Consider the following 12,337-nt stretch of genomic DNA (forward strand, 5'->3'; position numbering starts at 1 on the left):
GCGGCAACGCCCTCGGAAAGGATCCTAGAGCAGATTACCTTTGACTTTTTATAAAAGTCAAAGGTGGCATTCAGGCGAAAAACGCGGTTTTCGCCTGAATGTACGCCGCGTTGCGGCGGCTGCCGCTTTCGCGTCAGCAGAGCATTTTCAAAGTGAAAATGCTCTAAGACCAGGGTTTTTGCTGAAGCAGCCCTCATACATCGCGCGCGGGCTGATAGATGACATGAGCTTTGGCCAAAGCGGCAAGCATTTTTTCCGGTTCCACGCAAAGGCGACGCAGGAGCTTGCGATGCCGGGCCTGCAAAGCGGAGGGGTCAGTGTCCCGCAAAACGTCTTTAAACATCCGTCTGACCATATACAGGGCCTTGTGCGCAGCCGGAAAATGCCGCCTGTTGCAGACAGTTCCGTTGAGCAGGATTTGCAGCGCGTGACACAGGCGGATGTGTTCCAGCTCAGCTTCCTCGCGGCCATGTGCGCACAAGGCGCGCGCCTGCGCAGCCTGCTCCACGGCCCGCGCGAATTCGGCCAGCAGACGCTCCCCCAGGGCAGGATTGAAAGCGAGTACCTGGCTGGCGCAGGCCAGCGTGCCCGCGGCATGCGCCAGCCAGCCGGAAAATTTGCCTGCCTTCGGAAAGTCCGGCGTCTCGTCCAGCGCCTTTCCCACTTTTGAATGCATGGCCGCGTCATACACCAGCTGGCGCACATGCCGGTTGGTCATGCTTTGGCCATGTTTGCGGTAAATCACGAGACCTTCGGGGTTGCAGGCAAAAATTTTGCCCGCCACCGCGCAACGCAGCCAGAAATCCTGATCCTCGCAGGCGCCGAGGGAAACGTCAAAAAAGCCGACTTGGGCTGCTGTTTGCGAGCGCAGCATAAAAGTATGCACCGGCGAAATATTGGCATTGCATAAATGCAGATCAAGATGCTTTTGCATCAGCGGCCAGAAGGCATCCGACGCCTCCCGGCTCTCAAAGGTCTGCAGGCAGAGACAAACGCTGATCTCCAGATCCGGGCGGGCTGCGAAAAGGCGCAGGTGACTGGCCAGATTGCCCTTGCCGAGCAGGTCATCGGCATCCAGAAAAACCAGATACTCGCCGCGCGCCGCGCGCAGGCCTGTATTGCGCGCCGCCGAGAGACCCTGATTTTCCTGATAAATATAGCGCACGGCCGCGCCAAAGGCCTGAGCCTCGGCCGCTGTATTGTCCGTGGAGCCGTCATCCACAATGAGTATTTCCGTTGCAACGCCGTCAGTACTCTGGGCCTGAACACTTTTGACGGCGCACGGCAAAAAGCGGGCATAATTGTAGGCCGGGATAATGACGCTGACAAGCGGCGTGTCCGGTTTGCTCATGGCGATCAACGATATTTGGGGCAGGCGTCAAAGGAAAGCCCCTGCCTGTCTTTGGCCGAAACAATGGGCCCGGACGCAGGCAGCGGCCAGTCAATGCCGAGGGCCGGGTCGTCCCAGCGCAGGCAATGCTCGTCATCCGGCGCATAATAGGCCGTGCACTTGTACAGGAATTCCGCTTCCGGGCTTGTGACAATGAATCCGTGGGCAAATCCGGGAGGCACCCAGAGCATCCGACGCTGTTGATCGTCCAGCAGCGCGCCGAAACTTTTGCCGAAGGTAGGCGAGGAGACGCGCAGGTCCACAACCACATCATAGACTTGCCCAAGCGTCACACGCACAAGTTTGCCCTGGGGCGCGACAAGCTGGTAGTGCATGCCGCGCAGCACGCCAAGGCGGGATTTGCTGTGATTGTCCTGCACAAAGGTATATGGGCCGCAGTGGCTTTCAAATTCATTCTGCCGAAACGTTTCCAGAAAGAAGCCCCGCTCGTCGCCCAATACTTGGGGGGTCAGCAAGACAGGTCCGTTCGGGGCCAGGACAGTAAATTCCATATTCTCTCCTTGGCGGTTCCACTGCGTCAACGCATCTGCAAGAGACGCAGCAGATACTGGCCATAGTCGGTCCTGGCAAACATCTTGCCGGCCCGCTCCATTGCCGCGTCGTCAATCCAGCCCTGTCTCCAGGCGATTTCTTCCAGGCAGGCCACCTTGAGGCCCTGGCGTTCCTCAATGGTGTGCACATAGGACGATGCTTCCAGCAAACTCGTGTGCGTGCCGGTATCCAGCCAGGCAAAGCCGCGCCCCAGCTTTTCGACGCGCAATCGTCCCTGCTCAAGATAGGCCTGATTAATGCTGCTGATTTCCAGTTCGCCGCGTGCCGAGGGCTTGATGCCTCTGGCCAGCTCGACGACGGTCTGATCGTAAAAATACAGCCCGGTGACGGCAAAGGGAGAAAGGGGCTTTTCCGGTTTTTCCACAATGGAAGTTGCGTTGCCTTTTTCGTCAAAGCAGACCACGCCGAAACGTTCCGGGTCTTTGACCAGATACCCGAAAATGGTGGCTCCGTCCGTCACGGAAACAGCGCGCAGCAACTTTTCGGTAAAATGCTGGCCGTGAAAGATATTATCGCCCAGGATCAGGCATACCGGCGAGGAAGCCAGAAATTTTTCGCCGATCAGAAAAGCCTGCGCAATGCCCTGGGGTTCGGGCTGCACGGCGTAGCTCAGCTCCAGGCCAAAGCGGGAGCCGTCGCCGAGCAGACGCCGGTATTGGGGCAGATCGGCGGGCGTGGAAATGACCAGTATTTCACGAATGCCCGCCAGCATGAGCACCGACAAGGGATAATAAATCATGGGCTTGTCGTAAATCGGCAAAAGCTGCTTGGAAACCCCGAGCGTAATGGGATGCAGCCGGGTGCCGGTGCCGCCGGCCAGAACAATGCCTTTGTAGTTCATGCTGACCTCAGACGGCGACGCCCAGCCGTTGGCAACGGTATGTGCCGTCAAGAATGGGCTGCCACCAGGCTTTGTTTTCAAGATACCAGCGCACGGTTTTGCGCAGGCCGGATGCAAAATCCTCCCGCGGCCGCCAGCCCAGCTCCCTTCTGATTTTTGCGGCGTCAATGGCGTAGCGCCCGTCGTGACCCGGACGATCACGCACAAAACGGATCAAATCCGCATACCTGCCGAGACCGGCGGGTTTTTGCGGCGCCAATTCCTCCAGTATCTCGCAAACGGCGCGCACCACCTCCACATTTTGTTTTTCGCAATGCCCGCCCACAGCGTAGGTCTCGCCCTCCCGGCCGTGCGCCAGCACAAGCAAAAGCGCGCGCACATGATCCTCCACAAAGAGCCAGTCGCGTACCTGACGGCCGTCGCCATAGATGGGCAGCTCGCGCCCGGCCAGGGCATTGAGAATCGTCAGCGGGATAAGTTTTTCCGGGAATTGGCGCGGCCCGTAGTTATTGGAGCAGTTGGTCACCAGGGTGGGCAGACCGTAGGTGCGCTGCCAGGCCCGGACCAGATGATCAGATGCGGCCTTGCTCGCGGAATAGGGCGAGCTTGGGGCGTACGGCGTGCTCTCGGAGAAAGCGGTTTGCGTCTCTGCGAGATCTCCGAAAACTTCATCCGTGGAAATGTGATGAAAGCGGAAATCGCGGGCTTTTTGCGGCTCCGCGGTTTTCAGGCCTTTCCAGTAGCGGCGCGCTTCTTCCAGCAGCACGAACGTGCCCCGCACATTAGTCTCCAGAAAGGCAGCCGGGTTGTCGATGGACCGATCCACATGGCTTTCGGCCGCCAGATGCATGACAGCGGCAGGCTTGAAGACCTCAAAGGCGGCGCGCATGGCCGCGGGATCCGCAATGTCCGCGTGTATGAAGTGGTAGCGCGGATTATCGGCCACATCAGCCAAAGACGCCGGATTGCCGGAATAGGTGAGCTTGTCCACGTTGACGACGCGCCATGCGCTCGCCAACAGCACCTCGCGCACCACGGCCGAGCCGATGAAGCCCGCGCCGCCCGTGACCAGAAGAGTGTGCGTCATTCACATACCCTGTTGTGTTGCAAGGAGGCTTTTTCAGCATTTTTTGATTTTTTAATATATTAGCAAAATCTGTTCCGCAGCGCAAAGCCTGCTTCTTTGCGCCCCCGGCAAGGGAAGGGACAGCAGTGCGACATGGGCAGCGATGCAGTCAATGGTTACGGCCCTATGCTGTCGGGCTCCGGGTATCCACTTGTCATCTTGCCTTGTTGGGGATAAGTCAAAAAGAGTAAAAAATAATCTATGAAATGCCGTGGCTCTCTGATATGTGACGCGCCACCGGGGTTTAAACGGCATTTTTTTGACGCCGCTCAGTGGCGGAAAAAATAAGTAAAAGTCAGAAGTGGAGTAGGATACCCATGACAGAGTCGGTCATCAAAGAGATGCTGGCCAGGATCGATGTGCGGATTAACGGTTCCCGCCCCTCGGATATTCAGATTCACGATGATCGTCTTTTGTCCAGGGTCATCCGGCAGGGCAGTCTGGGGCTCGGTGAGGCCTATATGGAAGGCTGGTGGGACTGCGAAGCCCTGGATCAGTTTTTTTACAGGGTCCTCCACGGTCAGCTGGAAAAATATTTCCATCTGAATCTGCCGGTTCTGCTCGGCATTGTCGCGTATCGCCTGCGCAATCTGCAAAGCGTGGCGCGCGCCCGCATGGTGGCCGTGGGCCACTATGATTTCGGCAACGACGTTTTTGCGGCCATGCTTGACTCTGGCATGCAATACAGTTGCGGGTATTGGAAAGACGCCGAAAATCTGGAGCAGGCCCAGCAAAACAAGATGGAGATGATCTGTCGCAAACTGGGCCTGCGGCCGGGCATGCGCGTGCTCGACATCGGCTGCGGCTGGGGTGGTCTCGGGCGCTATATGGCAGCGCAGTACGGCGTTCATGTGACAGGCATCACGGTTTCCAAAGCCCAGGCCGCCTATGCGCAAGCCCACAGTGAGGGTCTGGATGCGGAATGGCTTTTGGAGGACTACCGTTCGCTGTCCGGCAAATATGATCGCATTGTCTCAGTGGGCATGTTCGAGCATGTGGGGCATAAAAACTATGCTGTCTTCATGGAGACTGCCCGCAGGCTGCTGGAGAAGGACGGCCTCTTTTTGCTGCATACCATTGGTTCCAACAAAAAAACGTTGTCCGTTGACCCCTGGATCGAAAAGTATATTTTCAAAAATGGCATCCTGCCCAGCATTGCCCAGATTGGCGAGGCCATATCCGGACGCTTCATCATGGAAGACTGGCATAACTTCGGGGCCGACTACGACAAAACCCTGATGGCCTGGGAGCGGAATTTCAGCCGTGGACGCGAGCAGGGCAGATTTACCTGCTCCGAGACCGTCTTCCGCATGTTTCGGTATTATCTGTTGAGCTGCGCCGGGGCCTTCCGCGCCAGGGATCTGCAGTTGTGGCAGATTATGCTCAGCCCCGGCGGCGTTGCGGGCGGCTATGCGCGCCCCGATCTCGCGGGCCGGGCCTGAAAGGCAAAACAGGACAATCACTCACGGCAGACTGCCACGCCGGGGCCTGGGCAAAGCTGATATTTTCCTTTTCCGTGGCGGCGGATCTGCTTTTTAGAGCTGTTTGCTAATGAAATTAGCTAAACAGCTCTGGCGACAGCGTTAGCTGTCGCCCGCGCCGAATGAGCCTGAAAACTACGTTTTTCAGGCGCTTGTCCCGCTTGCGGGGAAATGATGGCAGCGCCGCTTTTGAAATTGGAAAATTTCAAAAGCAAAATACTCTACGACGATATCTATGGCGAAAAATCTGACCCAGGGCAATCCGGCAAAGTTGATCTTCCTCTTCGCTTTGCCGCTCTTCATAGGCAATTTGTTTCAGCAGATCTACAATATGGCCGACACGCTGATAGTCGGCCGGACCATCGGCGTCACGGCTCTGGCGGCCGTGGGCAGCACCGGCGGTCTGCTTTTTTTGATCGTCGGCTTTCTGATGGGCATGACATCCGGCTTTTCCATCGTCACGGCCCAGTTTTACGGCGCGCGCAATAAAGTCGGCGTGCGGCGCAGCTTTTGCGCGGGCATTATCCTGAGCGCTCTTGCCGCGGTCATCCTTACGGTCTGCGGCGTGCTCCTTTCGCGCGCGGTTCTCACGCTTATGCTCACGCCGCCGGAAATCATGGAAGACGCCTGCAGGTATATTATCGTCATTTCGTGGGGCATCGGCGCGGGCGTGCTTTTCAACCTGCTTTCAAACATGATCATGGCCTTGGGCGATACCAGAACGCCGCTCTGTTTTCTGATCATCGCCTGCATCCTGAATATTATTTTGGATTTCTTGTTTATCCTTTACTTCAAAATGGGGGTGGCCGGAGCGGCCTGGGCCACTGTGCTGGCCCAGATCGTGGCGGGCGTGCTGTGCGCGGGCTACATCATCAAAAAACTGCCCATGCTGCGCCCTCATACCAAAGATTGGAAGCTCGGCTTCAAGGATTTCTGGAAGCCCCTGTATATCGGTTTGCCAATGGGGTTTCAGATGTCCGTGATCGCTGTGGGCGCAATCATTCTGCAGGCCGCCTTGAACAGCCTTGGGCCTTTGGCCGTGGCCGCGTATACCGCCGCGCAGAAAATCGACATGGTGGCCGTGCTGCCCATGATGTCCTTTGGCCTGGCCATGGCGACCTATACCGGGCAGAACTACGGCGCGCGCGATCTGGCACGGATCAGACTGGGCGTGCGCCAATGCTGTCTGATGTCCGTGGGGTTCAGCATCCTTATCGCAACGGCCAACATTATGGGCGGGCATTATCTGATCGCGCTTTTTGTGGGCGAAGGGCAGAGCAGGGTCATTGAAATGGGCCGGACGTATCTGCTGGTCAACGGCAGCATGTACTGGGCACTGGCCCTGCTGTTCATCTATCGCAATACGCTGCAAGGCCTGGGGCAGAGCCTGGTGCCCACCCTGGCGGGCGTCATGGAACTGCTTATGCGGGCTCTGGCCGCAGTTGTGCTGGCCGTGTGGTGGGGCTTTAACGGCGTATGCCTGGCCAATCCTCTGGCCTGGATCGGCGCGGCGCTGCCGCTGGGCATCGCCTATTATGCCACCATGCGCCGCTTGAGCCGCCAGGGCCTGCCGCCGCTTGAGTCATCCGCGTAAAAGATGTTCGGGCCCGGATTCCGCCGCCGCAGAAGGGCCGGTCAATTCCGCCGATGTCCGCGAAGGGCCGCCAGCGCGGCGCTGAGCGCGAACCAGGCGCAGGCTGCCAGAATGACAGTGGCCCCGCTGGCTGTGGCAAGCCAGTCCTGAGCCGAGAGCGTAAGCCCTGCAAAGCCGGAACTGAGGCCCACCAGCAGGGCCCACCAGAACATGCCGCCGGCCGTCCGCGCCAGGTTGCGGGCCGTGGCCGCCGGGACGATCAGCATGGCCGTGACCAGAAGCACGCCCACGGCCCGGACCGAGAACATCACCACCAGCGCCAGCAGCCCGGCGAAAAGGTATTGCCAGAGGGCCACGCGCACGCCATGCGCCTTTGCCGTGACCGGATGCAGCGCGATTTGCAGCAGCCGGTTATAGCCCACGGCCTGAAAAAGCATCAGGGCCGGAAAAAGCAGGGCCAGAAAAGTAATCTCGGTCTCGCTGATCGTTAAAATATCCCCGTACAGGAATTGCTGCATGTCGCGGGCCACGCCGTGAAAGCGGCTGACCACCGCCAGCCCGAAAGCCACCACCGCGGAAAAGACAATGCCGATGACCGTGTCCGCGGAGAGATTGCTCTTGCGGCGCACGGCCATGATCGCAAGGCCCACCAGCACGCCGAAGAGCGGCATGGAAAGGCGCGGATTCACGGCCAGGATCAGGCCGAGCGCCACGCCCGCGAACGCGGAATGGCCTATGGCGTCCGAAAAAAAGGCCATGCGGAAATTAAGCACCTGCACGCCCAGCACCGCAGCCATGGGCGTCAGCAAAAGCAGGCCGAGCAAGGCTTGCTGCATGAAGCGGCTTTGCAGGCAGTCCAGGGGCAGGAGGGCGATCAGCGAGTAAACCGGGGAAAAATCAAACATGGGCTTTTCCCTTGGGCGCAAGGTCCGGCTGTGATCCGCGTGCGGCTGCTGTGGCAGAGGGCCTGGTGCCGGTGGCCGCCTCTGCCGGGCCCGGCGCCGCAAAAGCGGCGCAGCCCAGGCAGGGCGCGGCTTGCTGCAAGGAGTTCTGCGCCACATGATCCGCTCCGCCAAGGGCCCCGCATTGCGGGCAGGGCGGATCGCCGACGCCGCACTGATCCGGGTAAAGATGAATGGGCACGCCGAAGAGTTGCAGCAGAGCGGCTGAGGTCAGCGTGGAACGCGGCGGCCCCTGCGCGAGCACGCGTTTGTCCAGGCAGATGACATGGGTGGCGTAATGCGCGGCCAGGGGGAGATTGTGACTGACCATGAGCTGCGTAAAGCCCTGTTTCCGCCGGGCCGCGTCCAGCACTTCCCATAAGAGGCGCTCTCCGTGCACATCCACACCCGCAGCCGGTTCGTCAAGCACCAGCAGATCCGGCTCGCGGGCCAGAGCCGCGGCCAGCAGCACTCTGCGCAATTCGCCGCCGGAAAGATCGCCCACACGGCGATCCGCAAGATGACCGGCCCGCACAAGCTCCAGCAAGTCACGGTTGCGCGCCCGCTCATTCCGGCGCAGACCCAGCCAGAGCGGGCTGCGTCGGCGGCCCAGGGCCAGAAATTCACTGACCAGCAGCGGCAGACTGTGATCCATATACAGTTGCTGCGGCACATATCCCAGGCGCGGCGCCGCGCCGGTTTTACCCCGCGTGAAGCGGCAAATGCTCCCCGTGTGCGTAATCTCGCCGATCAGGCACAGCAGCAAGGTGGTCTTGCCCGCGCCGTTGGGGCCCACCAGCACGGTGCTGCCGCCGCACGGCACTTCGGCGCAGACATCCTCAAGGATCTGTTTTTGGCCGCGGCGCACGCTCACATGCTCAAAGCGCACGGCCGGGCCCGGAGCTTCAGCGCGGATCAAAGTAGTGCTCAAGGGTTCGGCAATTGGCGGACATCACGGTTTCGTAATAATCCAGGGGGGCATCGGCCGGGCCCGAAGCCACAGGGTCGAGCAGAGCCGTGGGCACGCCGGTTTCCCGGGAAAGCGCAAGCGCGGGCTTGTCCGAATACTGCGGCTCGCCGGCGATCAGCACGGGCTTTTCCCGCCGGATCAGCTTCGCAAGCGCGATCAATCGTGCCGCTGAGGGCTGCGTATCCTCGCTTTCCTGAATCACGGCCATGACGTCCAGGCCCGCGTCATGCGCCAGATAGGCCAGGGCGTCGTGCTGGAGCACAATGCCCTTGCGCGGGGCGCAGGCGCCCAGCATGTGCAGGCGTCTGCCCAGGGACAGCAGGCGCGCGGCATAGGCCTCGGCCGCGGCGCGGTAGGCTGCGGCTCCCGCGGGGTCAATGCGCGCCAGGCCGTTGGCGATAGTATACGTCATGGCCGCAGCCTGTTGAGGACTGGCAAAAAGGTGGGGGTTCACATCGTTATTATTGTCTTTCCCGTGTCCGTGCGCCTGCGCGCCTGGGGGCAGAGACAGCGGCGCAATGCCAGCGCTGCTGTCGATGACGCGCAGGGAATTGTTTTTTTGCAGTGGCGCGCCCAGAAAATCCTCCAGGCCAAGGCCGTTGATCACCAGCACCTGAGCCTGATCCAGCTTCTGCATATCCCGGGGAGTCAGACTGTAATCATGGGGGCAGCCGCTCGGAGCCGGGATCAGCAGTTCCACATGGACATAAGGGCGGCTGTGAGCCACGTTGCGGGTAAAAAGATAGACGGGAAAGGTCGTGGCCAGCACGCGCAGCTCAGCGGGCTGCTCCAGTGGCCCGGCCTTGCCGCCTGCCGGAAAAAGCAGGCTGAAAAAAAGCCCGGCCAGGATCATGGTCAGGCATGCGCGGCAGCGCACGGAAAATGTGGTCTGCATGCTGTCTGTTCCATTTTTTTGATTTCTCGTAACGTAATTTTGTTACGACGCTCGTTGAGGGCTGTCAAGGCGCGGTCTGTCCGCACTCTTGCTGCGTCAAACCGTAGTGAGCTGTTGCAGGCCGTGTGAGTCGTTGCGTAAAAATTCCGGAGAGTATTAATCAAATAATGTTTTAATGTCATCCAGAGTTCCATTCACATGAAACCTGGCAAAAAGAGCCATCGTCAAGTCAACCATGTGCAGACTTCGTGAAACAACGACCGACTTTCGGCGGAATCTGGCAAACCAGTGACGCTGGCGACAATTGTTCCTTTCTATGCGGACTGTGCCACTTTTCCCCTGAAGCAGATCGTTTTCGCCTGTCTCCAGAGGATAAACCTTCCACTTATCCGTATACCGTGCTGGCATGGCACTTGGGGCAGTCGGGCTTTGCTTCCATGCGCTCCTCCTTTTGGAAGGATATAACACATTTACATCATATTGTTAATGCTCTCCTTTTTCAGAAAGCGGGTTGGCGCTTGACGGCAGCCCATAGTCGTGAAGGAAAGCGCTATATGTCCGTCCCTGCCCAAAAGTGCATATCGAGCAAGTTCCGCCCCCTGTTGGGTGGTAAGAATCACTGCGCGGGATGGGAAATGCCCCTCACTGTGCAGTGCATAGAGCGTTTCCGTAAAAATTTGTGGCCGGAGTCCGCTCACCGCAAGCAGGATGCTATCCATTGGCGCATTCCCAGCTGAGACTCAGTGCCCCCAGGCCGAAACTTGTCTGCTTTCCCAGATGAACCCTGGCTGCGAAATCGAGATATTCGGCAAATGCCGCCAATGGTCCCGTATAGCTGACGCGTCCCATCAGTCCCCCAAGCTGCATGGCCGTGTTCTGCCGCCCGGAATAACGGCGCCAGTCATGCCAGTGCAGATGGGTAGCCTCGCTCCGGACAGTGGCGGCTGTCTCTCGCAAGGCGGCAAACTCGGCCGGGGGCAGACGAAACGACCTCCCCTCCAGGGCCTCCAGATTCGCCACCCTTCGCAAGATAAGCCGTACCAGTAGCGGAAAATCCAGCTCCGCAGCGAGGTGGTTCGCTTGCTTGAAGCGCAATGGAGTACGTAACTCCACGCTCACCATCCCTGTTACATGGGAGTCCCCAAGACGGGGAAGCGAGAGATCTTCCGCCTTGTGAGGCAGCAGCCTCTCGCTCTCCGCGTCATAGATCGAGACATCGCCCTGCCTGACATCACAAAGAGAAAGCCTGCCCTTCCCTTCGGCAATGCCGCGCCCCATACCCCGTTCCCCGGCCAGTTTGAAGGCGTGGATGAAATACGGGAGGTAATCTGCGGCATAGGCGAATAATTTCAGAGTGAACCTGAAGGTGTCCCCAGGCGCGAGATCCCCCCTTGCCCCTTGTGGCGCCTCAATGCAGAAGGGAGGGGGCAGCATCGGGGCAGACTGGCTGTTTTCCGGCGCGTTGACAAAGGTAAAAAGCCTGGGGAAAGCGCATGTACCAGCAAGCATACAGTCAGGGCAATCTTTGCCCTGCATCATACAGACGGCATGACGCAGGCTGTTGCCCAAAGCGCCACGCAGCATGGAGCCCGTATACCATGGAAACTGGGCCACGGTTCGTGCCCGAAAGAAAAATTCTACGGAAAGGTAACGCATAGTGAGAGGTTAAGACAAATAGGCCGCATCCGCAAATGCCCCCTCCTGCGATCCCACGGCTCCCTAGAGCAGATTACCTTTGACTTTTTATGAAAGTCAAAGGTGGCATTCAGGCGAAAAACGCGGTTTTCGCCTGAATGTACGCCGCGTTGCGGCGGCTGCCGCTTTCGCGTCAGCAGAGCATTTTCAAAGAGAAAATGCTCTAGCTGCCTTGCCTGGCCAGAGCCCGGCCTTCTGACCCTGAACCTGGAAACGCCTCAAAATGGCGAAAGCAATTACGCTGCGCGATGGCTGAAGAAAAAAACGGGAAAACCTGGGCGGATCAGCCGATCATTTACGATGAGGAAAAGACGGTGTACGAGGGAAGTAAGAAGTCGGCTCCCGAACGCTTTCAAGCCGGGTGTTGAACGAAAAAAACACTGAACGAGGCGAAATTGATGAGTAAAAACATTATAGCGGTCAATGCCGGGCCACGGAAAGGCTGGAACACTGATACCCTGATCACCGAGGCATCGAAAGGCGCTGAGTCCTCAGGCGCAACAGTGGAAAAATTCAACCTGTTCCGTCTCGAAAAATATACCGGGTGTATTTCCTGTTTTGGATGCAAGAAAAACCAGAACAAAGGGCGCTGCGTGTGCCGTGATGGACTGACAAAAGTACTGGATGCCATCCGCGAAGCTGACGGACTGATCATTGGTTCTCCGAATTATCTCAGCGAAATGACAGCCTCGTTCCGGGCGCTTTATGAACGGCTGGTGTTCCAAAATTTGACCTATAACAGTGAAACGCCGTGTTGCAATCAAAATCCGATCCCCGTGCTGCTGATCATGACCAGCAACGCGCCCGATACGGCTTACACGGGACTGCTGC

At 58.7% G+C, this 12,337-nt stretch carries 11 protein-coding genes; 3 read left to right on the plus strand and 8 right to left on the minus strand.

Features of this window, described 5'->3' with window-relative positions:
* Window positions 1-193: 193 nt before the first annotated feature.
* From G7Y51_RS07300 to rfbB, 4 genes are read right to left on the minus strand one after another with little or no spacing between them, the layout of a single operon-like run.
* Window positions 194-1,351, minus strand: a complete 1,158-nt coding sequence (locus G7Y51_RS07300) for a glycosyltransferase (protein ID WP_165176036.1) — start codon at window positions 1,349-1,351, stop codon at window positions 194-196.
* A 5-nt stretch (window positions 1,352-1,356) separates the two neighbouring features.
* Window positions 1,357-1,902 (minus strand): dTDP-4-dehydrorhamnose 3,5-epimerase, encoded by a 546-nt coding sequence (gene rfbC / locus G7Y51_RS07305; protein WP_165176038.1) that lies wholly within the window; start codon window positions 1,900-1,902, stop codon window positions 1,357-1,359.
* A 26-nt stretch (window positions 1,903-1,928) separates the two neighbouring features.
* Window positions 1,929-2,804 (minus strand): glucose-1-phosphate thymidylyltransferase RfbA, encoded by an 876-nt coding sequence (gene rfbA / locus G7Y51_RS07310; protein ID WP_165176040.1) that lies wholly within the window; start codon window positions 2,802-2,804, stop codon window positions 1,929-1,931.
* 7 nt (window positions 2,805-2,811) lie between these two features.
* Complete coding sequence (gene rfbB, locus G7Y51_RS07315; protein ID WP_165176042.1) at window positions 2,812-3,891, minus strand: dTDP-glucose 4,6-dehydratase; 1,080 nt, start codon at window positions 3,889-3,891, stop codon at window positions 2,812-2,814.
* Between the two features lie 356 nt (window positions 3,892-4,247).
* On the opposite strand from rfbB, the gene cfa reads away from it, so the two are divergent.
* Complete coding sequence (cfa, locus tag G7Y51_RS07320; RefSeq protein ID WP_165176044.1) at window positions 4,248-5,372, plus strand: cyclopropane fatty acyl phospholipid synthase; 1,125 nt, start codon at window positions 4,248-4,250, stop codon at window positions 5,370-5,372.
* Between the two features lie 274 nt (window positions 5,373-5,646).
* Window positions 5,647-7,005 (plus strand): MATE family efflux transporter, encoded by a 1,359-nt coding sequence (locus G7Y51_RS07325; RefSeq protein WP_165176046.1) that lies wholly within the window; start codon window positions 5,647-5,649, stop codon window positions 7,003-7,005.
* Window positions 7,006-7,046: 41 nt separating this feature from the next.
* Here G7Y51_RS07325 and G7Y51_RS07330 read toward each other — a convergent pair whose 3' ends face one another.
* The 4 genes from G7Y51_RS07330 to cas6 all read right to left on the minus strand — a co-directional run bounded on the left by G7Y51_RS07330 (window position 7,047) and on the right by cas6 (window position 11,425).
* Window positions 7,047-7,910, minus strand: coding sequence for a metal ABC transporter permease (locus G7Y51_RS07330; protein ID WP_165176048.1), 864 nt, complete (start codon window positions 7,908-7,910; stop codon window positions 7,047-7,049).
* Complete coding sequence (locus G7Y51_RS07335) at window positions 7,903-8,865, minus strand: metal ABC transporter ATP-binding protein (protein ID WP_165176064.1); 963 nt, start codon at window positions 8,863-8,865, stop codon at window positions 7,903-7,905. Before G7Y51_RS07335 ends, G7Y51_RS07330 begins: the two co-directional genes overlap by 8 nt.
* Window positions 8,852-9,811, minus strand: a complete 960-nt coding sequence (locus tag G7Y51_RS07340) for a metal ABC transporter substrate-binding protein (RefSeq protein ID WP_165176050.1) — start codon at window positions 9,809-9,811, stop codon at window positions 8,852-8,854. The genes G7Y51_RS07335 and G7Y51_RS07340 overlap by 14 nt, the downstream gene beginning before the upstream one ends.
* 711 nt (window positions 9,812-10,522) lie before the next feature.
* A complete protein-coding gene (cas6, locus tag G7Y51_RS07355; protein WP_206214273.1) occupies window positions 10,523-11,425 on the minus strand; it encodes a CRISPR system precrRNA processing endoribonuclease RAMP protein Cas6 in 903 nt (300 codons plus the stop codon).
* A 479-nt stretch (window positions 11,426-11,904) separates the two neighbouring features.
* Here cas6 and G7Y51_RS07360 point away from each other — a divergent pair.
* Window positions 11,905-12,337 (plus strand): flavodoxin family protein (locus G7Y51_RS07360; protein WP_165176058.1); only part of this gene is annotated, 433 nt, incomplete at its 3' end.

Origin of the sequence: Desulfovibrio sp. ZJ369, from assembly GCF_011039085.1 — a bacterium.
GTDB lineage: Bacteria > Desulfobacterota > Desulfovibrionia > Desulfovibrionales > Desulfovibrionaceae > Desulfovibrio.

Excerpts from the sequence above, each read along its gene's own strand:
- G7Y51_RS07300 (WP_165176036.1), bottom strand. The coding sequence starts at position 1,351 with ATGAGCAAACCGGACACGCCGCTTGTCAGCGTCATTATCCCGGCCTAC.
- rfbC (WP_165176038.1), bottom strand. The coding sequence starts at position 1,902 with ATGGAATTTACTGTCCTGGCCCCGAACGGACCTGTCTTGCTGACCCCC.
- rfbA (WP_165176040.1), bottom strand. The coding sequence starts at position 2,804 with ATGAACTACAAAGGCATTGTTCTGGCCGGCGGCACCGGCACCCGGCTG.
- rfbB (WP_165176042.1), bottom strand. The coding sequence starts at position 3,891 with ATGACGCACACTCTTCTGGTCACGGGCGGCGCGGGCTTCATCGGCTCG.
- cfa (WP_165176044.1), top strand. The coding sequence starts at position 4,248 with ATGACAGAGTCGGTCATCAAAGAGATGCTGGCCAGGATCGATGTGCGG.
- G7Y51_RS07325 (WP_165176046.1), top strand. The coding sequence starts at position 5,647 with ATGGCGAAAAATCTGACCCAGGGCAATCCGGCAAAGTTGATCTTCCTC.
- G7Y51_RS07330 (WP_165176048.1), bottom strand. The coding sequence starts at position 7,910 with ATGTTTGATTTTTCCCCGGTTTACTCGCTGATCGCCCTCCTGCCCCTG.
- G7Y51_RS07340 (WP_165176050.1), bottom strand. The coding sequence starts at position 9,811 with ATGCAGACCACATTTTCCGTGCGCTGCCGCGCATGCCTGACCATGATC.